22 protein-coding genes and 1 pseudogene are annotated in these 25974 nt (G+C 65.7%); 3 read left to right on the forward strand and 20 right to left on the reverse strand.

What is annotated here, in order from left to right; translation table 11 throughout:
* The first annotated feature begins 83 nt into the window (after positions 1-83).
* The gene (locus tag AC0Z35_RS09210; protein WP_006219735.1) at positions 84-458 is read left to right on the forward strand and encodes a thioredoxin family protein; all 375 of its coding nucleotides are present in this window, start codon (positions 84-86) and stop codon (positions 456-458) included.
* Between the two features lie 60 nt (positions 459-518).
* On the opposite strand, the gene AC0Z35_RS09215 is transcribed toward AC0Z35_RS09210, so the two are convergent.
* The 17 genes from AC0Z35_RS09215 to AC0Z35_RS09295 form a co-directional block, all read right to left on the reverse strand.
* On the reverse strand, positions 519-1106 hold the full coding sequence (locus AC0Z35_RS09215) for an IMPACT family protein (RefSeq protein ID WP_485131813.1): 588 nt from the start codon (positions 1104-1106) through the stop codon (positions 519-521).
* Between the two features lie 35 nt (positions 1107-1141).
* Positions 1142-1972, reverse strand: coding sequence for a transporter substrate-binding domain-containing protein (locus AC0Z35_RS09220; protein WP_485131814.1), 831 nt, complete (start codon positions 1970-1972; stop codon positions 1142-1144).
* Positions 1973-2107: 135 nt separating this feature from the next.
* Positions 2108-2881, reverse strand: coding sequence for an ABC transporter permease (locus AC0Z35_RS09225; RefSeq protein WP_046804996.1), 774 nt, complete (start codon positions 2879-2881; stop codon positions 2108-2110).
* A complete protein-coding gene (locus AC0Z35_RS09230) occupies positions 2878-3876 on the reverse strand; it encodes an ABC transporter substrate-binding protein (RefSeq protein WP_219992424.1) in 999 nt (332 codons plus the stop codon). Before AC0Z35_RS09230 ends, AC0Z35_RS09225 begins: the two co-directional genes overlap by 4 nt.
* Before the next feature lie 95 nt (positions 3877-3971).
* Positions 3972-4742 carry an ABC transporter ATP-binding protein gene (locus AC0Z35_RS09235; RefSeq protein WP_046804998.1) on the reverse strand — a complete coding sequence of 257 codons (771 nt, stop codon included), beginning with the start codon at positions 4740-4742 and terminating at the stop codon, positions 3972-3974.
* Between the two features lie 121 nt (positions 4743-4863).
* Positions 4864-6093, reverse strand: coding sequence for an MFS transporter (locus tag AC0Z35_RS09240; protein ID WP_314355615.1), 1230 nt, complete (start codon positions 6091-6093; stop codon positions 4864-4866).
* A 190-nt stretch (positions 6094-6283) separates the two neighbouring features.
* Positions 6284-7888 carry an ABC-F family ATPase gene (locus AC0Z35_RS09245; protein ID WP_046805000.1) on the reverse strand — a complete coding sequence of 535 codons (1605 nt, stop codon included), beginning with the start codon at positions 7886-7888 and terminating at the stop codon, positions 6284-6286.
* Positions 7889-7968: 80 nt separating this feature from the next.
* Positions 7969-9009, reverse strand: coding sequence for an LD-carboxypeptidase (locus AC0Z35_RS09250; RefSeq protein ID WP_120155386.1), 1041 nt, complete (start codon positions 9007-9009; stop codon positions 7969-7971).
* Positions 9006-9497 carry a tRNA adenosine(34) deaminase TadA gene (tadA, locus tag AC0Z35_RS09255; RefSeq protein WP_046805039.1) on the reverse strand — a complete coding sequence of 164 codons (492 nt, stop codon included), beginning with the start codon at positions 9495-9497 and terminating at the stop codon, positions 9006-9008. Before tadA ends, AC0Z35_RS09250 begins: the two co-directional genes overlap by 4 nt.
* A gap of 10 nt (positions 9498-9507) precedes the next feature.
* A complete protein-coding gene (locus AC0Z35_RS09260) occupies positions 9508-10356 on the reverse strand; it encodes an HAD family hydrolase (RefSeq protein WP_046805002.1) in 849 nt (282 codons plus the stop codon).
* A gap of 114 nt (positions 10357-10470) precedes the next feature.
* Positions 10471-10977: a hypothetical protein gene (locus AC0Z35_RS09265; RefSeq protein ID WP_485131815.1), complete on the reverse strand. Its 507-nt coding sequence runs from the start codon at positions 10975-10977 to the stop codon at positions 10471-10473.
* A gap of 278 nt (positions 10978-11255) precedes the next feature.
* Positions 11256-11597 (reverse strand): monovalent cation/H(+) antiporter subunit G, encoded by a 342-nt coding sequence (gene mnhG, locus AC0Z35_RS09270; protein ID WP_046805004.1) that lies wholly within the window; start codon positions 11595-11597, stop codon positions 11256-11258.
* On the reverse strand, positions 11594-11881 hold the full coding sequence (locus AC0Z35_RS09275) for a K+/H+ antiporter subunit F (RefSeq protein WP_046805005.1): 288 nt from the start codon (positions 11879-11881) through the stop codon (positions 11594-11596). The genes mnhG and AC0Z35_RS09275 overlap by 4 nt, the downstream gene beginning before the upstream one ends.
* The gene (locus tag AC0Z35_RS09280) at positions 11878-12360 is read right to left on the reverse strand and encodes a Na+/H+ antiporter subunit E (RefSeq protein ID WP_046805006.1); all 483 of its coding nucleotides are present in this window, start codon (positions 12358-12360) and stop codon (positions 11878-11880) included. The genes AC0Z35_RS09275 and AC0Z35_RS09280 overlap by 4 nt, the downstream gene beginning before the upstream one ends.
* Positions 12360-13991, reverse strand: a complete 1632-nt coding sequence (locus AC0Z35_RS09285; protein ID WP_046805007.1) for a monovalent cation/H+ antiporter subunit D — start codon at positions 13989-13991, stop codon at positions 12360-12362. Before AC0Z35_RS09285 ends, AC0Z35_RS09280 begins: the two co-directional genes overlap by 1 nt.
* Positions 13988-14332 (reverse strand): Na+/H+ antiporter subunit C, encoded by a 345-nt coding sequence (locus tag AC0Z35_RS09290; RefSeq protein ID WP_046805008.1) that lies wholly within the window; start codon positions 14330-14332, stop codon positions 13988-13990. Before AC0Z35_RS09290 ends, AC0Z35_RS09285 begins: the two co-directional genes overlap by 4 nt.
* Positions 14332-17247 (reverse strand): monovalent cation/H+ antiporter subunit A, encoded by a 2916-nt coding sequence (locus AC0Z35_RS09295; RefSeq protein ID WP_485131816.1) that lies wholly within the window; start codon positions 17245-17247, stop codon positions 14332-14334. The genes AC0Z35_RS09290 and AC0Z35_RS09295 overlap by 1 nt, the downstream gene beginning before the upstream one ends.
* A gap of 556 nt (positions 17248-17803) precedes the next feature.
* Here AC0Z35_RS09295 and AC0Z35_RS09300 point away from each other — a divergent pair.
* Both AC0Z35_RS09300 and AC0Z35_RS09305 read left to right on the forward strand, forming a co-directional pair.
* A complete protein-coding gene (locus tag AC0Z35_RS09300; RefSeq protein WP_046805010.1) occupies positions 17804-18790 on the forward strand; it encodes a Bug family tripartite tricarboxylate transporter substrate binding protein in 987 nt (328 codons plus the stop codon).
* Positions 18791-19189: 399 nt separating this feature from the next.
* Positions 19190-20056, forward strand: a pseudogene (locus AC0Z35_RS09305) (hypothetical protein); the annotation flags it as partial.
* A 253-nt stretch (positions 20057-20309) separates the two neighbouring features.
* Here the strand turns inward: AC0Z35_RS09305 and AC0Z35_RS09310 are convergent.
* The 3 genes from AC0Z35_RS09310 to AC0Z35_RS09320 form a co-directional block, all read right to left on the reverse strand.
* Positions 20310-21191, reverse strand: coding sequence for a DMT family transporter (locus AC0Z35_RS09310; protein ID WP_485131817.1), 882 nt, complete (start codon positions 21189-21191; stop codon positions 20310-20312).
* 951 nt (positions 21192-22142) lie between these two features.
* The gene (locus tag AC0Z35_RS09315) at positions 22143-24770 is read right to left on the reverse strand and encodes an AAA family ATPase (RefSeq protein ID WP_485131818.1); all 2628 of its coding nucleotides are present in this window, start codon (positions 24768-24770) and stop codon (positions 22143-22145) included.
* On the reverse strand, positions 24767-25891 hold the full coding sequence (locus AC0Z35_RS09320; protein ID WP_485131819.1) for a metallophosphoesterase family protein: 1125 nt from the start codon (positions 25889-25891) through the stop codon (positions 24767-24769). Before AC0Z35_RS09320 ends, AC0Z35_RS09315 begins: the two co-directional genes overlap by 4 nt.
* Positions 25892-25974: the final 83 nt, after the last annotated feature.

Below are 25974 nucleotides of genomic sequence, written 5' to 3' on the forward strand. Positions count from 1 at the left end.
GCGTCGCCGAATCAGGCCGGGGCGGGCACACCCCGGATCTCGACACCGACTTTTTGCGCCGCGCTCCGCGGCAAGGATCCAAAATGAGTATTGTTGAACTCACCAAAGAAAGCTTCCAGGACGCCATCACGCCGGACGGTACCCTGATCGTCGACTTCTGGGCTCCGTGGTGCGGCCCGTGCCGTGGCTTTGCTCCTGTTTTTGAGCAGGCCGCGACCGAGCACACCGATGTCACGTTCGCCAAGGTGAACACCGACGTCGAGCAGGAACTGGCTGGCGCCCTGGGAATCCGCTCGATTCCCACGCTGATGGTCTTCCGTGAGAAAGTTCTGCTGTTCTCGCAACCCGGCGCCTTGTCGGGCGGGCAGCTCAACGAGCTGCTGGCCAAGATCAAGGAGGTGGACATGGAAAAGGTCCACCAGGAAATCGCCGCGGCGCAAGACAGCCAGAACGCGTAAATGACAAAGGGGCCCCACAGCGGGCCCCTTTCCATTGTGGTGCGCGGTCTATTCGGCGGCTCAGGACACGAGCTCCCACGCCGAGCGTCCGCGCGTGATGTTGGCGACAGTGACTTCCAGGTCACCCAGCGTGCTGCGCGGCACGACGAAGCACAGCGACACGCCGTCCTGGTTGAAGTCTTCCTGTTGCACCAGCGCCCCGGCTTGCGCCAGGCGCGACTTCAACAACGCCAATTCCGCGAAACCGCAGGTGCATGTCACCGTGGCCAGGTCCACGATTTCGGTACGCTGCCCCAGGCGCAGGCAATTGGCGGCGCAACCGCCATAGGCCCGCACCAGCCCGCCCGCGCCCAGCTTGATGCCGCCATACCAGCGCACCACCAGCACCACCACGCGGTCCATGTCCTGCCCTTCGATGGCTTGCAGGATGGGGCGGCCGGCCGTGCCGCCGGGCTCGCCATCGTCGTTGAACCGATATTCCTGCCCAATGCGATAGGCCCAGCAATTGTGGGTAGCCTCGGGATCACTGTGTTCGGCAAAGAAACGCATCGCCTCGTCCACGGTGGCAACCGGGGCGGCGTAGGCGACAAAGCGGCTTTTCTTGATGTCTTCCTGATACGAGCAGGAAGCGGTCAACGTGTGCGTCATGCCCGGCATTGTAAGTGCTGGGCCAAGGCCCGCCGCTAGCCGTGGCAGTCGGGCACTTCCTGGTCCAGATAGACGTCGAAGGCCACATCGCGCGCCCATTTCGCGGTCATCGCCTTCCAGGCGCCGGCCTGGCTCCAGGCGCGCATTTCGTTCGCCATCCAGGCCCGGCTGGCCGTGTCCGAGGCGGGCAGCAGCCACACCCTTTCACGGGTCTCGCCGTCGGCGGCCAGCGTTGACGAGAACTTCTTCCACTCTGGAAAGCGCACCAGCGGTTCCCAGACGGCGTCATCCACCAGGCCGACATCGCAAGCGCCTTCGCGCACCGCTACCAGCGCATCGGACGGCACGCGGTACGTGCGCACCGCCGCGCCCCAGCTTGCCGCCAGGGATCGCGCGTGGGTGTCCGCTTCGGCCATGCAGACGGTGTGCCCCTTTGCGTCGGCCGGCTTGCGCAGGCGGGTGTCGCTGCGTATCACCGCCTTGGGGCGCGCGCGGTAGCCCGTGGGTTGCACGGCGACGGTAGCCGGCGCGGGCTGGGCGTCGGCATCATCGGCCAGCACCACGTCCACTTTCCCGGCCGCCAGTGCCGCTTCGGCCTCCTCCGCCGTCACCTGTTGCAAACGGACGGGCAGCTTCAGGCTGGCGCCCAGGCGTTCGGCCATGTTCGCGTCCAGCCCGTCGGGCGTGCGGATCTTGGCGCCGGCCACGGGCGGCGGCGCCAGATACGGCACGCCCACCACCAGTTCCCCGCGCGCATGGGCTGCGGTAAAGGGCGCCGGCTGGGCATGCGCCGCGCTTGTGCCGACCAGCAGCATGCATGCTGTGGTCAGGGCAAGGCGGCGCAAGAGTCGCGTGGGCTGGAACATGGGCTGGAACTTGAACTAAGACTGGGACTTTGGCTTTGGACTTGGGTTTGGACTTGGGTTTGGACTGCAACGCTGGCTGATCGGCAACCTTGAATTCAGGCGCCAATACTCAGCCAATACCCAGCCAATACTCAGTCAAACGTACTGATACCGAAGCAGACGGTGCTTCAGGTTTTCAAGCACAAACTGGTCGATCAGCGCGGCCAGGACGGCAATGACCAGGATGTTCGTCATCACGCCCGTCATGTCGGCGATTTCGCCCGAGTACGCCAGCGAACGTCCCAGGCCCTTGCCGAAACCGATCAGCATTTCAGCCGAGATCAGCGCGCGCCAGGCGTTGCCGAAGGCCAGCTGCGCGCCGGTGATCAGTTCGGGCATGACGGCGGGCAGGTACACCCGCTTGACCAGGCCCCACCGGGTCGCGCCCATCACGCGCGCGGCCGACACGTGCACACGCTGCACGGATTCGGTGGCGTTCATGACACTGAGCGCGGCGGGGAAAAACGCCGACAGCGCGACCACGACGATGATGGGCGTATTGCCAAAGCCCATCACGATCAGGAACAGCGGCACCCAGGCGATAGACGGAATCGATTGCAGGATGACGATGGCGCTGCGCAGCACTTCGCGAAAGAAGAACAGCACGGCGGCCACCAGGCCGAAACCGATCCCTGCCACCAGCGCCAGTCCGTAGCCCGCGCCCAGCCGGCCCAGCGTGCCCATCAGGCTTTGATGGAACGACTGCTTGCCCAGGTCCTCGAACAGGCGCTGGACCACGGCCGGCACGCCCGGCATCAGGAAATCAGGCAAGGCGAACGCCGCCAGCTGCCACAACAACAGAATGAACAGGACGCCCAAAACGCCCGCAAGATGCTTGCGGGCGCCGGTCACTCGGGTAGACGAGCTCAAAGTTTGCGCGCCTCTTGCCAGGACAGATCAACAATGCTGGACACGTCGTACGGCTTGCCGTCACGCGTTTTCAGCGACCCCTGGGCTTGCAGGATATCGGCGATTTCCTGCATGCGCGCCGTGTCTTTCTGCGTGAGCTTGGGCGTGAAGACCTGGGTGCTGATGGCCTCGGCGATCACCGTTTCGCGCGGCAGCTCGCCCCGCGACAGCGTCTTGAGCGTAGGCTCGGCAATGAAGTACGACGCGATCAGCCTGGACGCCTGCGCCGGCTCTTTCTGCAGCAGCGTAATGGCCTGGTTCTGCGCGTCCAACGCCTTCCAGACATCGTCCTTGCGCTTGGCCAGCGTCTCACCGGAGGTGATCACCACCATGCACGGGAACGGCCAGGCCTGGCCCACTTCGTAGATCTGCTTGACCGGCGCCACCAGTTGCGCGATGCGGTCATAGGGCTCGAACAGGAAGGCCGCGTCCACGCGTTTGCCCACCAGCGACTGCACGGCAACGGCCGGGCTGACGCCCATGATGTTGACGTCGTCGGCGCTAAGGTTGCCCTGCTTGAGCACCACGCCCTTCAACACCACGTCGGCCGTGCTGCCTTCGGCTTGCGAGGCCAGCGTCTTGCCCTTCAGGCCGGCGATGTCCTTGATGCCGGAATCGTCGCGCACGATCAGCGAGTGATAGCCCTGCTGCGCGCCGCCCACCACTTTCAGGTCGGCGCCCTTGGAGGCCCACGCGACAGCGTTGGTGAAGCCCAGGACGCCGATATCCAGCTGACCGCCGACGATGGCCTTGATCAGATCGGTGCCGGACTTGAATTCGATCAGCTCGGAATCCAGCCCCGCGTTCTTATAAAAACCGCCCTCTTGCGCGACGATGGCTTGCGCGTCGTCCATGACGCGCAGATAGCCCACGCGGAATTTTTCGGCGGCCATCGCGGGGGCCGCGGCCAGCAGCGCGGCCGCTAGCGGCAGGGACAGCCATTGCTTCAATTTCATGGGTAAAGCTCCAGGGAATTCAAAGGTGGCGGCGCGAAAACGCCGCGACGGATAAGGGTGGGTTCAAGCCAGGATGGGGTCAGGCCAGGATGGGGTCAGGCAGCCAGCGCCATGTCGGCATGGGCTTGCGAGCCGTCCACGGCGATGCCAAGCAGGCGCAGGATCTCGCGCTTTTCAGCGGCCAGGTCAGACAGGTCGTGCGTCTTGGCACGATGCGCCAGGTTGAATTCGCGCAACACACGCGCCGGACGCGGGCTGAAGACCACAATGCGGTCGGCCAGGAACAGCGCTTCGTCGACATCGTGCGTAACCAGCAGGACGGTAGGCTTTTCCTGGGCGATCAGCTGGCGCAGCACGTCTTGCAGGCTAAGGCGGGTCAGCGCGTCAAGCGCGCCGAACGGCTCGTCCATCAGCATGGTCTGGGGCTGGGCGATGAAGGCGCGCGCCAGTGCAGCGCGTTGCCGCATGCCGCCGGACACCTGATGCGGATAGTAGTGTTCGAAGCCGGCAAGGCTGACGCGCGCCAGCCATTGGCGAGCGCCTTCGCGGGCGCGCTTCTTGGGGATGTTTTGAAATTCCAGCGCCAACGCCACGTTGTCTTCCAGCGTCAGCCACGGGTACAGCGCGTGTTCCTGGAATACCAGCGTGCGGCTGGGGTGCGGGCCGGACACGGGCTTGCCGTCGGCCAGGACGCGACCCTGCGTGGGCTGTTCCAGGCCCGCCGCCAGGTGCAGCAGCGTGGACTTGCCGCAGCCAGAGGGGCCGACCAGGGCGACGAGTTCACCGGGCTTGATGTCGCTGGTGAAGTCGTCCACCACGGGCAGGTCGCCGAAGTGCTTGTGGACGTGATCGAAGGTCAGGTTCATGGAACGAATCGTGGGCGCGCGTGAAGACGAGGCCTAAATCTAACAATTCGTTATATGAAACCAAACGATCAATATTGAATGTCTTTAAAGCTTCCCGTTATATGAATAAAGACAGGAAGGCCTAGCGGGTTGCGGTCTGGGCGACGGCTTGCCGGCTGGCGTGGCGTTGCAGCCCGTACGCAATCACGAACCCGATCGCCACCGCCAGGGCGGCGGACAGAAAGATAGGCGGGTAGCCATAGCCGCTGGAGATATAGCCGGCGATGGGGCCGGTGACGCCCAGCGCCAGGTCCAGGAACGCCGAATAGGCACCCAGCGCCGCGCCTCGGCTGCCCGCCGGCACGCGCGCCACGGCTTCGACGCCGATGGCAGGGAAAATCAACGCGAACCCGCATCCCGTCAACGCGGCGCCCAGCAGCGCGGCCGTAGGATTGGGCGCCAGCCACAGCAACAGCAGGCCCGCCGCTTCCACCAGGAAGGAAACCTGCGCCACGCGAAAACCGCCATAGCGCGTAATGGTGCCGGCGAACAGCAGCCGCACGCCGATGAACGCGCACCCGAAGGCGCTGAGCGCGTGCGCCGCGCCTTCCCAGGACATGCTGGTGTAGTAAAGCGCCACGAAGGCAGCCAGGGTGCCGAAGCCTACCGAACCCAGCCCCAGCGCCATGCCGTGCGGGAAGACGCGCAGCACCACGCTCTTGAAGGCCATCCGGTGGCCGCCGACGATAGACACCGCCGCACGGCTGACGGCCAGCCCCAAGCCGGCCAGACCCAGCAGCAACACCGCCCCGCCCAGCGCGCCCATGCTCCATTCCCGCTCAAGCGTCACACCCAGCGGTGCGCCCAGCGCCAAGCCGCCATACGTGCAGATGCCGTTCCACGAGATGACGCGCGCCGTGTGCAGCGGCCCGACCCGCGCGATGGCCCACGTGGCCGACCCCGTGCCCACCCAGCTTTCCCCGAACCCCAACGCCAGCCGGCTGACGATGATTGCCGTCATGCTCAACCACGCGCTGCGTTCGAAGGCATAAGCCAGCAGCAGGAAAACGCCGCTTGCCGCGCAGGCAATCATGCCGATCACGACGGTTTGCTTCGGGCCCACCGTGTCCGCCATGCGCCCGGCGTGCGAGCGGCTAAGCAAGGTGGCCACGTACTGCACGCTGATCGCCAGCCCGGCCAGCACCGTGCCATAGCCCAGTTTGTCGTGCACATAGCCAGGCAACACCGCCAGCGGCAAGCCGATGGCCAGGTAGCAGATGAAGGTGAAGAAGGCGATAGCGACGATGCGAAACGTCAGCGCGTACGTGCTGATCGGCGCGCCGTCCGGCGTGCTGTGCGGTGTGGGGGACATTGGTCTGGGAAAAAAAATGCCTGGCCGAGCGGCTCAGGGTAAACCCGATGATAGCGCAATCAATATTGCAGCTTGCTGAACAGCGGCACGGCTGAAAACAACGCGGCGCGCCCCGAGAGGCGCGCCGTGATGGACGGGATGGGTGGCTGACACGTCGGCCACCGTCAGGCCGACATGCCTCCCAGCGGGCTCAGGCTTCGATGCCGCGCGATTCCAGATAGTCTTCGTAGCCGCCGCGGTAATCGATGATCTCGCCCGAGGGCAGGATTTCGATCACGCGGGTAGCCAGGCCGGACACGAATTCGCGGTCATGCGACACGAACACCAGCGTGCCCTCGTACTTTTCCAACGCGAACTGAAGCGATTCGATCGATTCCATGTCCAGGTGGTTGGTGGGCTCGTCCAGCAGCATGACGTTGTGCCGGCCCAGCATCAGGCGGCCGAAGGTCATGCGGTTCTTTTCGCCGCCGGACAGCACCTTGGGCGCCTTGGGCAGGTCGTCCGCCGAGAACAGCAGGCGGCCCAGCACCGAACGGATCGACTGGTCGTCGTCGCCCGGCTGGCGATGGTCGCCCATCCAGTCCAGCAAGTTGATGTCGGTTTGCAGGAATTGGTCGGAAACGTCCTGCGCCATGTAGCCCAGGTCGGCATTATCGGACCACTTCACCGAGCCCGAATCCGGTTGCAGTTCCGTGGCCAGCAAGCGCAGCAAGGTGGTCTTGCCCACGCCGTTGGCGCCAATGATGGCAATTTTTTCGCCCGCGTCCACCATTGCCGAGAACTTGGTGATGACCGGCGCGTCGTAGGCCTTGGTCAGGTTTTCGACCGTGACCGCCAGGCGGTGCATGACCTTGTTCTGTTCAAAGCGGATGTACGGGTTCTGGCGCGACGACGGCTTGACCACGACCTGGTCCGCCTTGATGCGGTCGATCTGCTTCAAGCGCGAGGTGGCCTGGCGCGACTTGGACTTGTTGGCGGCAAAGCGGCGAACGAAGTCTTGCAGTTCGGCGACGCGTTCCTTGGCCTTGGCGTTGTTGGACACCAGGCGCTCGCGGGCCTGCGTCGAAGCCAGCATGTAGTCGTCGTAGTTGCCCGCGTAGATGCGGATTTCGCCATAGTCCACGTCGGCCATGTGCGTGCACACCTGGTTCAGGAAGTGGCGGTCGTGGCTGATGATGATCATCGTGCTCTGGTAGCTGTTGAGCACGTTTTCCAACCAGCGGATGGTGTTGATATCCAGGTTGTTGGTGGGCTCGTCCAGCAGCAGGACGTCGGGGTTCGAGAACAGCGCCTGCGCCAGCAGCACGCGCAGCTTCCAGCCCGGGGCCACTTCGCGCATGGGCAGGTTGTGCTGGTCCACGGCGATTTCCAGGCCCAGCAGCAGTTCACCGGCGCGCGCTTCGGCGGTGTAGCCGTCGTACTCGGCGAACTTGGCTTCCAGGTCGGCCGCGCGCATGTAGTCGTCTTCGGTGGCTTCCGGGTTCGCGTAGATAGCGTCGCGCTCGGACATGGCGGCCCACATTTCGGTGTGGCCCATCATGACGACGTCCAGCACGCGCAGGTCTTCGAACGCGAACTGGTCCTGGCGCAGCTTGCCCAGGCGCACGCCCGGCTCCAGCGACACGTTGCCGCCGGACGCTTCGAGGTCGCCGCCGATGATCTTCATGAACGTCGACTTACCGGACCCATTGGCCCCGATCAGCCCGTACCGGTTGCCTTCCCCGAACTTGACGCTGACGTTCTCGAAAAGGGGCTTGGGACCGAACTGGATGGTGAGATTGGCTGTGGATATCACGGTATTTTGAGTCTGTAGGCGTCCGAAGACGCATGCGAGGAAACCCGATAGTGTAGCAAACGGGCGCTCGCCTGCCCGGATCAGTGGTGGTGTTCGTCCAGCACCAGATGGGCCAGGCCCTTCTCGGTGGCGATGCCGACCTTCTGGCCAATGGGCAGCGTGGCCTTGGTGGCCACATGGCCGTACGGCAGGCCCGTAATCACCGGCACCTTGACCGTCTTGCGCAGCCACGCCACCACTTCGTGCAGGTCGTAACCCTTGTCGTGCGGGGCCAGCTTGTAGTCGGTGAAACGGCCCAGCACGATGGCCTTTTGCTTGGCCAGCACACCGGCCTGCGCCAGCTGGATCAGCATGCGTTCGACACGATACGGATGTTCGGCCACGTCTTCCAGAAACAGGATGCCGCCGCGCACCTTCGGGAAATACGGGGTGCCGACCAAGGACGCCACCATGGCCAGGTTGCCGCCCCACAGGATGCCGCGGGCATCCACCGGGTCGGCGTCCTGGGTTTCGAAGCTAAGGATTTCCAGCTCGCCGCGCATGACTTCACCGAACAGGGCTTCGGTCAGGTCGTCGACCTTTTTGCCGCCAAAGTCCGCCACGGCGGTGGCGCCGCTGTAGCTGACGGCGCCCGTCTTGGCCAGCAGCGCCAGGTTGAAAGCCGTGAAGTCGCTCATGCCGACAAAGCGCTTGCCGCTGTCGGCCATGGCCGTCCAGTCGATCTGGTCCAGCAGGCGGCCCATGCCGTAGCCGCCGCGCGTGACCATGACGATGGGCAGCTTTTGCTTGGTGGCGCGCACCAGGCTGGCGGCGCGCTGCGCGTCGGTGCCCGCGAAACGCTGATGCACCGCATAGGCGCTGCGGTCCACCGCCGTCTTGAAGCCTTGCTGCTGCAAGCGTTCACGCGCCAATTCAACCGTGGCGGGGTCGCGCACGGCGGAGGACGGCGAGATCAGGTAGATGCCGCGGGCGTCCGGCATGACTTGCCCGTCTGCATGATCGTGGCTGTGATCGTGACCACAGTCCTCGCCGCAGGCGAGCCCATGGTCATGATCGTGGGCGGCGGCCGCCGAGGTAGCCGCCTTTTTGGAGGCGGATTTGGCGGGTTTGCGGGTGCTCATGCGATGGATTCCTTGGCGCGGCGTTCACGGAAGAACCGGCGCAGCAAATCGCCGCAAGGTTCCGCCAGCACGCCGCCGGTGACTGAAGTGTGATGGTTGAGTTTCGGCACGGCGCCCACGTCCAGCACGCTGCCGCAGGCGCCGGTCTTGGGGTCGTAGGCGCCGAAGACGACGCGAGCCAGTCGCGCGTGCAGCATGGCGCCGATGCACATGACGCACGGTTCCAGCGTGACGTAGACGGTGATGCCGGGCAAACGGTAATTTTCCAGGCGCCGCGCCGCGTTGCGCAGCGCCACGATTTCGGCGTGGGCGGTGGGGTCGTGGTCAATGATGGTGCGGTTATAGCCGCGCCCCAGGATCTCGCCTTGCGCGGAAACCACCAGCGCGCCCACGGGTACTTCGCCGATGTCATAAGCGGCCTGGGCTTCTTGCAGCGCCAGTTCGATGTAGCGCGCGTCTTCGGCCGTCCAGGCGGGCACTGCCGCCAGCGGGCCGGCCTCAACCACGGTACACCCGGGACTTCAGGGCGATGCGGCCGGCCAGGCTGGTCACGGCTTCTTCAAGCCATTGATACAGCTCGGCTTCTTCGTCGTAGCGGGCCTGGTTCAGGTTGGACACGCGGCCTTCTTCGATAAAGCCCCAGGCGCGGCTGCGCTTGTCGCGGTGCTTGGGGTCCCAGACGCCAAAGGCGAAGCCGCCCGCGCGGCGGATCAGCGAAAAGCAAGGGATGTCGGTGTAGCCATCGCCCACGAACACCATCTGGTCGAACGGCACGCGCAGCCGGTCTTCGGGCACTTTGCGGTTGACCTCGAAGGGCTTGTTGCGAAAGTCGCGGCCGATGATGCCTTTCTGAATGTGGAACAGATAACGCGTCTTGTCGGTGAAGCTGACGATGCGGCGCGGGAAGGTGATGCCGCCATCGTCGCCGTAGACGAATTCGGAAGCCCAGATTTCGGTGAACTCGTGCGCAATGGGCGTCGAGCGGACCACGTCGCCGATGCCGCTTGAGATCAGGTAGAACTCCAGCTGAACCTGCGGCTGCTCGGCGCGCACCGCCGCGCGCAGCCTGGAAAACAAGGTGGGCACGCCATCATGCAGATCCAGCCTGGCGCCCCACTCTTTCAGGCGCTGCTGCGTGATCAGGCCGTGCTTGCCGGCCTGCGACAGCTGGATCATCTTGTAGAGATAGGCGGGCACCGGGTCCCAGTCTTGCTTGGACAGCAAGGGGTCGACCTCGTCCTTCCAGAACGAGGCCGTGTCCACGCCGATGCTTTCCAGGAAACCGGACGTGCTGTCCGAGGCCAGCGTGTCGTCGAAGTCGAAAATCAGGGCAATGACGTCGGACATGGGTGCGTGATGGGGGCAAGCGTAAAAGCGCGCAAGGCGCAACAGCCGCCATTTTGCCTGAATGTGGCGGCTGTTGCGCCTCGGCCGGGCCGATAGGCTTGCGGCGCGCGCTGATCAGCGCATCGGTGCGCCCGGCGCTACCGGCGGCGGCGCCATGCCGGGGGATGTAGCCGGCGGCATCGCACCGGTCGACGGCATGGTGCCGGCGGGCGGGACCGTGCCGGCCGGCACCTGGATCACCGTTTCACGCAGCACGCCACCGCCCTGCACGCTGCCGCGCACGTTGGTGGGCGAAGTCATCTGGGTCAGGCAATCCTGGCGCGAGCCCGCGGGCAGGCGGTTGCAGCGATCCACCATGTTTTGCTGAAGCTGGTCGGACGAGCCGGCCTTCAGATTCTGGCGCAGGGCTTCATCCCGCGCCGCGCCGGCTTCGCGCATGCAGGTCGCGCGGTCCTGATTGGTATTGCCGTTTTTGCAGTTCGCCACGTCCTGCTCGTACTGGGACTGGATGGCAGCGCGGCCGATCGCATCTGCCGCGTGGACCGCCCCCGCAGCCAGCATCAAGCCTGCCGCGCAAAGGGATGCCGCAAGGCGTTTCGTATGCATGGGTCGTACGTTCATGGCCAGCTCCTTACTAGAATTGAACCGAGATTGAACCGAAGCGGTGCCGTCTTCAGTACCGCTGCGCCGCTTGTTGAAAACCACTATCCCACGACTGTGCGCCGGGCACATGACCAGCGACGTGATTTCGTAAGGTTACGTTTCAAGCCCGCTTCAAGCCCCCCGCCGCCCCGCTGTCGCCGCACAAAGAAAAACAGGGGCGGTTGGCCCCTGTCAGTGATATTGCCGCGTTGCAGCACGATTTCCGGCGTTCACATGCCGTGTCGCTTGTTACAGCCTTAGCGCGCGTCCTGGTCCGCGTCGGCCTTCGTCAGGCGATGACGATAGGTGGCCGCACGCATCAGCAACATGGCGGTCACGGGCGACGAAACCACCAGCAGCAAGGTGATGATGACCTCGTGAAAAACCGGTCGCGCGGACCACGCCGAAAACACCAGGATGGAGGACAGCAGCACGCAGGCGCAGCCCAGCGTGTTGCCCAGCGTGGGCGCATGGATGCGCGCATAGAAGCTGCGAAAGCGCAGCAGCCCGGCCGAACCGGTCAGCGCCAACAGCCCGCCCAGCACCAGCAGCACGCAGGCGGGGATGCCGGCCCACAAGGGAATGGCGGCGTTCATCATGGCTCGATGACCTCGCCGCGCAACAAGAAACGCGCCATCGCCGTGGACCCTACAAAACCGAACAGCGCAATCAGCAGCGCAATGTCGAAATAGAGCGAGGAGCCGGACCGGATGCCGAAGACCAGCATCATCAGCATGCCGTTGATATACAGGGTGTCCAGCGCCAGCACGCGGTCTTGCGCGGTGGGGCCGCGCAACAGGCGGATGGTCGCGCACACCATGCCCAGCGCAAAGCACACCAGGGCGAAGGATGCCGCCCAATACAGTGCGGTATTTATCGTCATTCAAACATCTCCATCAACGGGCGCTCGTAGCGCTGCTGCACCAGGTCGACCCAGTGCTGCTCGTTTTGCAGGTCCAGCACGTGTAGCTTCAGGCGGTGGTCGGCGGTCAGGTCCACCCAGACCGTGCCCGGCGTGTAGGTCACGATGCAAGCCAGCATCGCCAGCCCGTGCGGGTCGCGCATGGTCAGCGGAATCATGATGAAGCCGGGTGAAAATTCATTGCGCCGGGGGCTCAGGATCAGCTTGGCCACGGCGATGTTGGACCGGATGATGTCCGCCGTCACGTGCAGGAAAAGCGGCACGGCCTTCCACAGACGACGCGGGCGCGCGTGCAGCGGGCGCAGGCGCGAGGCCGCCCACGTGAACCACAAGGCCAGCGCGGCGCCCAGCGCAATCTGGCCGGCCGACAGGCTTTCATTCAGCACCAGCCACAAGACAAACAGGAAAACGGGCAGGAACAGGAAGTAAACGCGGCGCATCAGCTTCCCCCTTTCAGGCCGCGCACGGTTTGCGCGGACATGACGGCTTCGATGTAGGACTTGGGTTGGTCCAGCGAGCGCGCCGCGTCGTCAAGATAGGCCGACACCGGGCCCGCGCCCGCCGCCAGGCCCACGCACAACAGCAACAGCACGGCAACCGGCCCGGCTTCGATCAGGCGCAAGCGCGGCGTGCTGCGGTCGTCGCTGGCCCAGAAGACGCGAATACCGGTGCGTCCCAGCCCCACCAGGCCCGCCAGCCCGGAGACGAGCACGGCGGCAACCAAAATCCATGCGTCCATCGGCGGCGCCGATTCCGTGGCGGCGGACACGGCGGCCGACAACAGCGAGAACTTGGCCACGAAGCCGGACAGGGGCGGCAGGCCGGTCACCAGCAAGGCGCAGCAGATGAACGCCAGCCCCAGAAAGGCCATGGCCGCCGGAATGGCCACGCCGACCACATCGTCGGACCGGTTGACCGACGTGGGGTCGTCCAGGTCGAACGCGTCCAGCGTCACGGCCAGCACGTTGGCGCCAAAGCTGCGGGTGCGTTCGATCAATTCGGCCAAGAGGAAGAACGCGCCGGTCGTCAGGACGGAACTAAGCAGGTAGAACAGCGCGGGGCCGGTCAGCGTGACGCCAGGCATGCCCAACGCGGTCAACAAGGTGCCGGCCGAGACGATCACGCAATAGCCCACGATCTTTTCCAGCTGCTGGGTCGCCAGCAACCCCAGCGCGCCGAACAGCAGCGTGGCCAGACCGGCCGCGAACATCCAGTCCAGGCTGAACGCGGCGGGCGCGCCCGACGGTAGCAGCAGCGAGCCGATACGCAGCAGCGCATAGATGCCGACCTTGGTCATGATGGAGAACATGGCGGCAATGGGCGCGCTGGCCGACCCGTAACCCTTGACCAGCCAGAAGTTCAGCGGCCAGGCGCCGGCCTTGACCAGGAAAGCGATGCCAAGGATGGCCGCCCCGGCTTCGAACAGCATGCGTTCGGCGCCCGTCAGGTTGCCGGCGCGCAAGGCCAGGTCCGCCATGTTCAGCGTGCCGGTCACACCATAGATCAGCGCGATGCTGATCAACAGCAGGAACGACGCCACCAGGTTCACGGCAATGTATTGCAGGCCGGCGCTGACGCGCGCCACGCCCGAGCCGTGCAGCAGCAAGCCATAGGACGCCGCCAGCAGCACCTCGAAGAAGACGAACAGGTTGAACAGGTCGCCGGTCAGGAAGGCGCCGTTCAGGCCCATCAGCAGGAATTGGAACAGCGAATGGAAATGCACCCCGGCGCGGTCCCAGCGGGCCAGCGAATAGGTCAACGTGGCCAGGCCCAGCACGGCCGTCAGCGTCAGCATCACCGCCGCCAGCCGGTCCACGACCAGCACGATGCCGAAGGGCGCGGGCCAGTCGCCCACCAGATAAACGCCCACGCCTTGCGGCCAGACGCCCGGCACGCCGCCGCCCGCGACCACCAGCAAGGCGATGGCGGCTGCCAGCTGGGCCAACGTGGACGCCATGGAAATTGCCCCGCGCGCATAACGGCTGGTGTCGGCCAGCAGCAGCATGGCCGCGCCGGCAAACAACGGCACGATGATGGGCAGGACAGGAAGATGTTGCAGCCAGAAACTCAAGATTGGGACTCCCGTCCATCGACGTGGTCGGTGCCGGTCAGGCCGCGCGAGGCCAACAGCACCACCAGGAACAGCGCGGTGGTGGCAAAGCCGATCACAATGGCCGTCAGCACCAGCGCCTGCGGCAGCGGGTCGGCGTACCAGGACGGGTCATGCGCCATGCCCGGGTCGATGACAGGCGGACGAGCCGACGTAAGACGGCCCATGCCGAAAATGAACAGGTTCACCGCGTAGGAAACCAGCGACAGGCCCATGATGAACTGGAAGGTACGCGGCCGCAGCAGCAGCCAGACTCCCGAGCCCGCCAACACGCCAATCGCGATGGCATAAATCAATTCCATCAGGCTTCCCCTGTTTGTATGGCGGCCGCCTGCATCTCGGCGGCGGCCTTGCGTTGCGCGCGCAGCGATTGGTGGGCCAGCGCCACCAGCACCAGCACCGTAGAGCCGACCACCAGCATGTACACGCCCAGGTCGAACAGCAGCACGCTGGACAAATGCACATGGCCGATCAGCGGCAGCGCCACGTCCCAGGCCAGCGCGGCCAGGAACGGCTTGTAGGCCAGCCATGCGGTCACGGCGGCGATGCCGGCGGCCAGCAGGCCGATGCCGATCCAATTCTGCGGATTCAGGCGGCTGCGCGATTCCACCCAGTACACGCCGCCCACCATGTATTGCAGGATGACGGCGGTGGCGAAGATCAGCCCGCCCACGAATCCCCCGCCCGGCTGGTTATGGCCGCGCAGCAGGAAATACACGGAAATCAACGCGGCGGTGGGCAGCAGCAGGCGCACCAGCACGGTGGGCACCATCATCGAGCCGCTGGGCACCAGGGACTTGATGTCCGGCGCGGCCGGCACGCCGCCGTCCTGCTCTTGCTGCTGGCGCGGCAGGTCCGCGCTTTCGGCGGCGGGGCGGAAGCGGCGCAGCAGTGCGTAGACCGTCAGCGCGACGATGCCCAACACCGTGATTTCGCCAAAGGTGTCAAAGCCGCGGAAGTCCACCAGGATGACGTTCACCACGTTGGTGCCGCCGCCGTCAGGCAGAGCGCGGTCAACGAAGAATGACGAAATCGTGTCGCCTTGCGGGCGCACCAGCACCGCATACGCCAGCGCGGCCATGCCGGTGCCGGCAGCGGTGGCCAGCAGCAGATCCCGCAGCCGGCGGCCGCGAGCCAGCAGCGTGGCCTTCAGGGGCTCTTCGTCGTCCTTCGCGATCCGGCGCGGCAGCCAGCGCAGGCCCAGCAGCAACAGCACCACCGTCACCACTTCCACCGACAACTGGGTCAGCGCCAGGTCAGGCGCGGAAAACCAGACGAACGTCAGGCAGGTGATCAGCCCCGCGCCGCCCGCCAGCGCCAGGGACGCCAGACGGTGGTACTTGGCCTGATACGCCGCACCCAGCGCGCACGCGCCGCCCACCAGCCACAGCAAGGCAAACGCCGGGTCCACGGGCGTCATGCGGCCGGTGCCTTCCAGCCACCCGCCCGCGCGCAGCGGCAGCCAGGCCACGAACAACGAGCCCAGCACAATCAACAGCATCTGCACCTGCAAACGCGACGAGGCCACCCAGCGCAGCAGCCACGCGGCCGCCACGCTGGAGCCGTCCAGCAGCGCTTCGAACGTGCGCCGCCCGTCCAGCCGGTAGATGAAAGGAACGCGGCCCGGGTTGGCGCGCTGGTGCGCACGCAGAACCAGGTACAGCAGCACGCCCGCCGTCGTCGCCACCATGCTCATTACCAGCGGCAGATTCACGCCGTGCCAGACGGCCAGACTGTATTCGGGCATGTTTGCGCCCAGGATGCTCTGCGCGGCGGCCGCCAGGAAGGGGCCGACCGTCAGGCTGGGCACCACACCCACCAGCAGGCACATGAATACCAGCAAGGCACTGGGAAACAACATCCAGCCGGGGGGCTCGTGCGGGGCGCGCGGCAGGTCCGTGGCCGGGGGGCCGAAGAACACCTGAAGGATGAAACGCAGCGAATACGCCACGCTGAACGCGCCGGCGATCGTGGCCAGCAACGGCAGGCCGACCTGGGTCCAGCGGTCGCCGCTGACAAAGGTGGTTTCCGCGAAGAACATTTCCTTGGACAGGAAACCGTTCAACAGGGGCACGCCCGCCATCGACGCGGCCGCCACCATGGCCAACGTGGCGGTGATCGGCATGGCTTTGTACAGGCCGGACAGCCGGCTGAGGTCCCGCGTGCCGGTTTCGTGGTCCACCACCCCCGCCGCCATGAACAGCGACGCTTTGAACGTGGCGTGGTTGATCATGTGGAAGATGGCGGCCACCAGGGCCAATTCACTGTTCAGCCCCAGCAGCAACGTGATCAGGCCCAGGTGGCTGATGGTGGAATACGCCAGCACGCCCTTCATGTCCTGCTGGAAGATGGCCGCGTAGGCGCCCAGCACCAACGTGATCAGCCCTGCCCCGCCGATCACCCAGAACCATTGGTCGGTGCCGGCCAGCACCGGCCAGAAGCGCGCCAGCAGGAATACGCCTGCCTTCACCATGGTGGCCGAGTGCAGGTAGGCGGACACGGGGGTCGGCGCCGCCATTGCGTTGGGCAGCCAGAAATGGAACGGGAACTGGGCGCTTTTGGTCAGCGCCCCCAGGGCCACCAGGACCAGCACGGCGGGATACCAGGGGTCGGCGCGCACCAGGTCGCCGGAGGCCAGCACGCGGTCCATGTCGTAACTGCCCACGATATGGCCCAGGATCAGTACGCCGGCCAACAGGCATAGGCCGCCCGCGCCCGTCACCGTCAACGCCATGCGCGCGCCGCGCCGGGCGTCCAGGCGGTGGTGCCAATAGGCAATCAGCATGAAGGAAGCCAGGCTGGTCATTTCCCAGAACATGACCAACTGGATCAGGTTGCCGGACAGCACCACGCCCAGCATGGCGGCCATGAAGGCCAGGAAAAACGAGAAAAAGCGCGGGACCGGGTCTTCCGGCGACATGTAGTAGCGCGCATACAGCACGACCAGCGCGCCCATGCCGGAAACGATCAAGGCGAACAGCCAGGCGTAGCCGTCCATGCGCAATGTAAATTGCAGGCCCAGGGCAGGCGCCCAGGGCATGTCGGCGCGGATCACGCCGCCGTTGGCCACGTCGGGGTACAGGCTGGCTATCAAGATCACACAGGCCAGCGCGATAAGGCCGGCCAACCACGCCTCGGCATTGCGGGCGTTGGAAGGCAGCAGCGCGGCGCACAGGCTGCCGGCAAACGGCAGAGCGAGGATCAGGATCAGCGACATGGCGTTCCGAGAATGTCCGGGCCCCCTCCCGCCAGCACGTGGCAGCGAAAGACGAAACAGACCGGGGATTGAAAGACGGACGGAACCCTGGCCCGGTGCGTCGCTGCACTACACGTTGCCCCGCGGGGACATCAACCAACGCCCCATTGAACGGCGCAGACAGAAACAAACGCAATAGCTTTCTTGCAGGACAGGCCAAGAATCTCCCCCGAAAAATATCAGATTCTTGTAAGTTATGCAGAACTTTATGCATTTACCCGGCTAATGACGGCACGATGACTGCGCAATCATTGCGCATTGAAAAACGGGATGAAAACGTTCATGTTGTTGTCAGGCTTGGGATTTTCGCCGAACTGCCGGCATGTTCCGGCAACGTCAAAGGGGCCGAAAAAAGTTTTCGGGCCCTACAGGGTGAATCCTGAGTTGACCGTAGGGGGATTCCTGTGTGGAATTGCGCCCACGAAGCATCGACCAAGCCAGCATCCAGGCAAGGCACGCTTCACCGACGCCGGCCCAAGAAGCCGGTCGGCTCGGAACAACAATATGGAGAAGACTCTTGACCGTGCTGTCTCATGCCAAGGCCGTCCTGGCCGCCGCCATTGCAGGCGTCTGCTTTAGTTCGTCGGCCCTGGCCGCCGACCCCTACCCCAACAAACCCATCCGCCTGATCGTGCCTTTTGCCGCTGGCGGCACCACCGACATCGTGGCGCGCATCGTTGCCGAAGGCCTGGGCCGCGAACTGGGCCAGGCTGTCGTGGTGGAAAACCGGGGCGGCGGCGGCGGCTCGATCGGCGCCGACGCGCTGGTGCGTTCGGCCCCGGACGGCTACACGCTGGGTGTGGCCACCGTCAGCACGATGGCCACCAACCCGGCCACCAACCCGAAAAACCCCTACAACCCGCTCAAGGACTTCACGCCGATCACCAACCTGGTGAACGTGCCGAACGTCCTGACGGTGAACCCGGCGGTGCCCGCCAAGACGCTGGCTGAATTCATCACCCTGCTCAAGGCCAACCCGGGCAAGTACAGCTACGCATCGTCCGGCGCGGGCGGCATCGGCCATCTGGACGGCGAACTGTTCAAGTCGCTGACCAAGACAGACATGGTGCACGTGCCCTATCGCGGCTCGGGTCCGGCGCTGAACGACGTCATCGCCGGCCAAGTCAACGCCCAGTTCGACAACCTGCCGTCTTCGATGCCGCACATCCAGGCGGGCAAGCTGCGCGCGCTGGCCGTGGCCGCCCCCAAGCGCCTACCCGCGCTGCCCGATGTGCCGACGTTCAAGGAAGGCGGCCTGCCAGAAATGGACAACATGGCCTGGTACGGGCTGGTGGCCCCGGCCGGCACGCCGCCGGCCGTGGTCGAGCGCGTGCACGCGGCGGCCGTGAAGGCGCTGCAAGACCCGAAGATTGTCCAGCGCCTGGCCGATGGCGGATCGTTGGTGGACGGCAATACTCCCGCCCAATACGCCGACCAGATCAAGCGTGAACTGGAACTGCGCCAGCGCATCGCCAAGGAACGCAATATCGTTTCGACGAACTGATCGCTCGCGCGGCAAGCTGCCCCCGGTCTCGGGGACAGCTTGCCGACTTGACTAGCGATGCCCGGGTGTTAGCATCTGCCCCCGTGCGATCCAATTTTTCTCCCCTCCCTCCCGCTGCCTGCGTTCTCTGCGCCCTGCGCTCGACTTTGTTGAGCTCGCAGGAAGTCGCCGCGCGTTCCGCCTACGCGCGCTCCAAGCCCGGCTGATTCCCCGGCTTTCCCGCTACCCCCATTTTTGATTCCGGCCTGCCGCCGGCGGCTTTTGCACATCCGTGCCGATGCCGTGGTGCACGCCGGCGTACGCCCTGCCGCGTGGCCGGGCGCAACGCTCGTCCCATGAATCTTCGTCGCTTGCCTCTTGGCGGGCGGCCCGGCCACGCATTGATCTTCATCCAGCGCCATGCAACTCACCAAAAAATTCGTCAAAGCCAAGAACCCCTGCGCGGGCGGCTACAAGTGGTTTATCCGCGATCACAACGGCCAGGGGGACTACCAGGCCGTGCTTGACGCCCTGGTCGCCGATGGCCGCATCAGCGACGCCAACTGGCTGCTGGATCAGTTTGGCCCGACCGATGCCGTGCTCAGGCTGGACTCGCTTGATGCCAACGCCATCGTCTTCGCGGGCACGCTGGAAATTCGCATGGGCATCAATGTGGACACGGTGGTGCGCGCCGGGCGCAGCATCATCACGGGCGGCGGCATCCGCGCCGGAGAAACCATCATGGCGGGCGAAAACATCACGGCCGCCGCCAATATCGCAAGCGGTGGCGAGATCCACGCGGGCGGCGACATCAGCGCCGACTGGGGCATCGAATCCGCCTCGCGCCTGGAATGCCGTGGCAACGTGCGCGCCAAATGGGACATCTGCGCGGGCCAGGACCTGGCCGTCACCGGCCACTTGCACGCCGGCCAGGACGTGCGCGCGCAAGGCGCCATCCAATGTGGTCAGGGAATCAAGGCGGGCGGCGATGTACGCGCCGACCACGCCATCAACGCCACCTCGGGCATTCAGGCGGGCGGGGCCATTCACTGCGGCGACCACCTGGCCTCGGGCTGGGGCATGATCGCCGGCGGAGACATCCGGGCCGACGGCTCCATCCGCGCCGGTGAAGGCGTGCGCGCGGACGGCGTCATCCAGGCCGGCGACGGCCACGGGGTCTACGCGGGCCTGAGCGTCCGACTGGATGCCTGGTCGGTATGCGCCCGCGTCGTGGCCAAGGAACGGCCCGCGCAGTTGGTCAGCGGCTACTGGGCCGGGCAGGATGCCGGGGGTGGCGTGGACGAGGTGGAGGTGGCCGCCAGCGTGGGCGCCGATGGCGGTGTCGGGACTGTGGCGGCGTCGGCTGCGGATTCCGTTGCCGGGACGGGTGCAGGTTCCGTTGCCGGAACGGTTGCAGGTTCTGTTGGGGCGTCCGTTGCGGGGTCCGTTGCGGGGTCCGCCGTCGCCGGAACCGTCACGGGGACGGGTGCAGGTTCCGTTGCAGGTTCCATCGCATCCGCCCCGCCCCGCTCCCTTCCGGTTAGCGTCGCGCTGGCCTGATGTTTGGGGCCGGATGCCGCAGCACCAGCATCAGCCCCAGCAAGATTGCCCCCATGCCGGCAAGGCTCAACGCCGACAGGCGGTTGCCCAGCACCAGATAGTCCAGCGCAGCCGTGCCTGCCGGCACCAGATAGAACAGGCTGGTGACGTTCACCAGGTTGCCGGCCTGGATCAGGCGATAGAACAGAAGCGTCGCGCCCACCGAAATCACCAGGCCCATCCACAGCAGCGGCAGGATCAGCCCGATGCTCCATTGCGCCGTCAGCGGCTGGAACGGGGCAAACAGCAGGCACAGCGCCAGGCTTACCGCGTACTGCAACGGCATGACGTCCAGCGGCGGCTGCTCGATGCGCTTTTGCAGCATGGCGCCCAGCGTCATGCTGCCCAGCGCCGCGAACGCGAAGCCCATGCCCGCCGCGGAAAAGCGCGCCATGCCGATGCTCTGGTACACCACCATCACCAGCCCGGCCAAGGCCAGCAGCAGCCCCGCGATGCGGGCCTTGTCAAAGCGCCGCTCCATGACCGCCAAGGTCAGGATGGGTTGCGCACCCAGCAACGTGGCCAGGACCCCCGGCGTGATGCCGTGATCCAGCGCCAGCAGATAGCAGATGGAATAGACACCGATCAGCAGCAGGCCCGTTGCCGCGACGCTGCCGCGCGTGCCCGGCGCGGGCAACCATCGTTTGCGCCGCCACGCCACCAGCCCCAACACGGATAAGGCCAGCACAAAGCGCAGCAACAGGAAGGCAAAGGCCGACGCGTGCGACAGCCCCCATTTGGCAAAGATCGCGCCGCCGCTCCACAGCAGCACGAACAAGGTTGTGGAGCCGTAGGCGGCCCAGGTATTTCGATTCAGAGACATGTTTACACCTGTCAAGGTAAGCACAGGCTCCAGACCGGCAGTCCTTCCGTGGATCGCTTGGCGATGGCGTCGCGATGCGATGCGATGCGATGCGATGCGATGCGATGGCGGGGCGATGGCTAGGCGATGGCAATTGCCATGGCCATCACGTGTCGCAATCGCGTGCAATCGGAATCGCGATCGGGATCGCGATCGCTACGGCCGCTAGCTTGGCCAAATCGGCCACGCGCGGGTCAACCGCGACGTACGCGGCCGACTCGCGCACGCATCAAGCGTACGGATGGACTGACGATGATTGAGAACTGGAGCCGGGAATGGCGGATCGGCAATCAGCCGAACACGACCACGGCTGGCGGGTTCGCGGCCCGGACCACGCCGACGGGCGGCGAGGCAGACGGGAATACCGGCGGCGAAACTACCGCGCGAACGACCGCTGAGACGACCGGCGAAATGACAGCCGAAATGACAGCCGAAATGACGCCCGAAATGACAGGAGGAACGACGGGGGAAATGACGGAAGAAAAGAGAGGTAAAGCGGTCGCCGAAGTAGCAGGCGACGAAGTAGCAGGCGACGAAATAGCGGACGACGGAACAGCCGGCGACGAGATAGCCAGCGACGAATCAGCCAGCGACGAAGCAGCCGACGACGAAGCACCCTGCGACGAAGCACCCTGCGACGAAGCACCCAGCGACGAAGCAGCCAGCGACGATACGGGAAACCGCGCGCGGCAATATCCGCGGCCTGCCCCATGCTTCCTGCGCCAACGCATGCCGGCCCTCGCGACGGCAGCGGCAGTCGCCACGGCAGAGGCACCGACAAGGGTTTCGAAGGACGGCTTGGAAGCAGGCATTCGCGCAGGCTACCGACCGTTGCTTTTGCCGTCAATAGGCGCGCGCGACGCAAGCCTGTCCCAATACCCCCCCAAGACGCCGGCTCCTGGATCGCCCCGCTCACGCGCCGATGCGCCGCTGCTCCACCCCCATGTCACGCCAAGCGTCCCCGTGGCAGGTGAACATCAGAATCTGATGGCGGGTGGCCGCATCGAACAAGGCGCGCTTCATGAAATCGCGGCGGGCGTCGTCGGTGTGCACCAGCGCGTCATCCAGCAACAGCAAGGTGGGCCGACCGGCTTCGCGAAGCAAGTCCGCATAGGCGAATCGCGCCAGAATGCCCAGCTGCTCGCGCGTGCCGAAACTTAGCGCATCCAGCAGATCTTCGCCCTGCTCTCGGCGTAGCGCCGTGGGCAGCAACGCGTCGTCCAAGCGCAACGCCGCGTCTGGAAACAGCAGCGCCAGATAATGGTTCAGGCGGCGAGCCAGGGGCGCCTGCAAACGTTGCGTGGCCGCAGCACGCTTGTCGGTCAGCAGTTTTTGCAGCAGGTCCAGCGCAGCGGCGCGGCGTGCCAATTCATCGCGCCGACGCGCCAGCCGTTCGCACGCGGCGGAAGCTTCCGACAAGCGTTCGCCCAGCCCCTGCGCGCCCGCCTGATCCAGCTTGCCCTGCAACTGAAGAATGTCGCCGTGACGCTTGTGCTGCGCGTCGCGTTCGATGGCCGCCGATTTTTCATAGCGTTGTACGTCTTGCTCGGCCAACTCGGGCCGGTGGTCCGCCAAGGCGGCCTGGGCCTCGCGCACCCGGCGGTCCAGGTCGTCGTGCGCGCTGCGCGCTTCGGCCAGACGGCCGGCACGCGCTTGACGCTGTGCGGCGCGCTCGGACGACTGCATATCGGAGGCGCGCGCGGCGGCCTGCCCTTCCAGCAATTGCGCGCGTGCCAGGTCGGCGTCCAGCGCGCGTTGCGCCGCCGCCAACGACGCGTCCGCCTGCGCGACCACCGCTGTCGCGTCGCGCAGCGCCTGGGTCGCGGCAGGCAGATCGTCTTGATCGGTGCCCATCACCGCCGGCAACTTGGCCAGCCGCTCTTGCAACGCCACGCGGCGAGCCAGGGCCTCGTCACGCTGCCCACGCAATACATCCAGCCCCTTGGGCGCGTGGATGGCCAGCGTCTTGCGCATGCCGTCAAGCTCGCGCTGCAAGGCCGTATAGCGCGCGTGGCGCTGTTCGGCATCGGCCAGCGTTGCCACGCCCAGACGTTCCAGTAAACCATTCCAGGCGGATTGCAGCCCGCCAAGCTCACGCTGAAGCGCCGGCAGATCCTGGCCGCCCGGCTCGATGCGGAAACTGCCCACACCGGGCAGATCGATGTCAGCGGCAGCCGTCAGCAGCACCTGCCCCGCGCCGCTGATGGCGCGGCCGTCCATGCTGGCCTCACGCCCGGCTTCCAGCTGGTATGACAAACGCGTCGCCACCGCTTGCTGGCGCAGTTGCAGGTTGGCCAGTTCACGTTCGGCTTTGCGCAGCGCGTCGATATCGCCATCGGCAATCTCAATGCGCAACGCCTCGGTCTTCAGCGTCGAGCCTTGTTCGATCAGGGTGGTTACGGCACGCAGCGCGTCGTCCAGCCGTTCGATTTCGGCGTTCAGCTGGGCTAGCTGATGTTCCAGGTCGCGCCGATCAGACACGGCTTGAACCGCCGCCACGCGCAAGCGGGCCGCATCCAGCGCGGCGGCGTGCGCCTGCTGTTGCTGCTGGGCCCGCACAAGCGGCGCCTGGGCGGCATCGACGCGGGCGCGCGCGGCCTGGGCTTCCTTGACCAGCGCGTGATGGTCGGCTTCGTCTTGTTGGTCGCGCCGCACCTGGTCTTGCAGCAAGGCCAGCGTTTGCACCGCCTGGGCCTGCTCGCGGCGCAGGCCTTCCAGCGCTTCGCGCTGTTTTGCCGCCGCGGCCAGCCGGGCGCGCGCGTCAGTGGCGCGCGCTTCAAAGTCCTTCCAGGGTTCAGTGGCCTGGGCGCGCTCGTGATCCCGGCGCAGGCTGGCCAGGCGGTCGACATCGGCGTTCAGTTGCGCCATGGCCTGGGCGCAGTCGTCGCGCTCGGCCGTGGCGCGCGCCAACGCGTCTTCGGCCTCTTTATAAATGCCCTTGGGGCGACCATTGCGCGCGTCCAGCAAGGCGGCGCGTTCCGTCGACACGCGTTCAAACAGGCGGTCGCCATCGGTGGCCGTCAGCTCGCCTGACAGTTGCGTCAAGGCGTCGCGCAGATGCGTGCCGGCGTAAGACGCGGCGGCTTGCAGGTTGTGGCCGTCTCCTTGCTGTATCCACAGCAAACCGGGGATGCCGGCCAGATCCGGCTTGCTTTGTCCCCTGCCCGGCAGCTCAAACCCCAGCAGCGCCGCCAGGGCGTTTTCGGCCTCTTCGCCATCCAGGCGCTGAGCCCCATCGTCGATCAGCAATTCACAACGCGCACGCGACAGGAACTGCTTTTTCAGCACGTACTGATGCCCGCCATGCGCGAACGACAGCTCAACGGTTGGCCGCGCGCCGGACTCGCCGTGGGGCGCCAGGTCGGCCACCTTGCTGGTGCTGTAGCGTTCCAGGAACGCCGCCCGTATGGCCGCCGCCACCGTGCTTTTACCGGCCTCGTTTGCACCCACGAAAAGGTTCAAACCGTCTTGCAGCCCATCCAGAACCAAGGGCTGGCGGAACTTGCGAAATTCTTCAAGCGCGATACGGGACAGCTTCATTTGGCGGCTCCCGTGGCGCTTTCGCGTTGAAATCTTAGTAGTAGCCGCAGGGCCTCGGCGGCAATGGCGGCTTGTTCGCCGTCCGCCTGCAAGGCCTGTAGTTGCGCAGCCACTTCGCCCACGTACCCACTTGCGCCAAGCTCGGCCAAATCGGCCTGGTCAGGCTCCAGCCGCAAGCCGGACAAGTCGGGCAACAGTGCGCGCACCTGGGCGGCGGCCTGGTCCATGGCGCGTTGCAGCGCGTCCCAGGTTTCCATGTTGACGTGCCCTTGCACATCCAGGCGAAGCACGTCTTCGGCGCGCAAGGCCGACAATTTTTCAGCCAGCGCGTGCGCGTCGGACGGCAGGCTGATGGTCTCGGCCCACGCCGACCAGCGGTATTTGCCGATGGCCACGCGTTCCACCACGGGTGTGGCGCCCGGTGTATCGATGCGCACGTCCAGCACGTAGCCGGGCTCGTTGTTGCGAAAGCGGTCTTGTTCCGGCGTGCCGGCATACCAGGTGCGGGTATCGATAGCCAAACAACCGTGCCAGTCACCCAGCGCCAGATAGTCCAGGCGGGCGCGCGCGGCGCGGTCAGGCGCGATGGGGTTGGTGGCGTCGATGGTGTCGGGCAAGCGGCCCGCCACGCTGCCATGCGCCAGGCCTACGCGCACGCGCCCAGGTTCGGTATCCAGGGAATCGAACGCCTGCGTGACGTCGTCGTAGGTATGGCGTTGCGTTAGCGGCGCGGCCAGCACCGCCACGTTGATGGCGGGCAGGTCGACCACGCCGATTTGCGTGGGTACGTGCACGTTCGCGGGGATGCAATCCAACTGCGCCGCGCGGCTCCAGACGCTGTCGGCCAAGGCCGCGTCGTGGTTGCCGGCGATCATGACCCAGGGGCCGGCATAGGCCGCCATGGCGGCGAACAGGCGGCGGATGGTGCGGTCGGAAACGCCTTGCGTGTCGAAGACGTCGCCCGCGACCAGTACGGCATCGACGCCGCGTTCGGTGGCCAGCGCGGCGAGGCGCGCCACCACGTCGAACCGCGCCTCGGCCAGCAAGGCGGCGTCGTCGGTTTCAAATTGGCCGTACTGACGGCCGATCTGCCAATCGGCGGTATGCAGGAAATGAGTCATGCGGCGATTTTGGCATAAGCCGGCGCACATCAAAAAAGCACAATGCCAAATTGATCACGCCGCATGATCACATCAACGGGCAC

This window comes from Achromobacter sp. 1L-A-4-B-C2 (assembly GCF_057291955.1).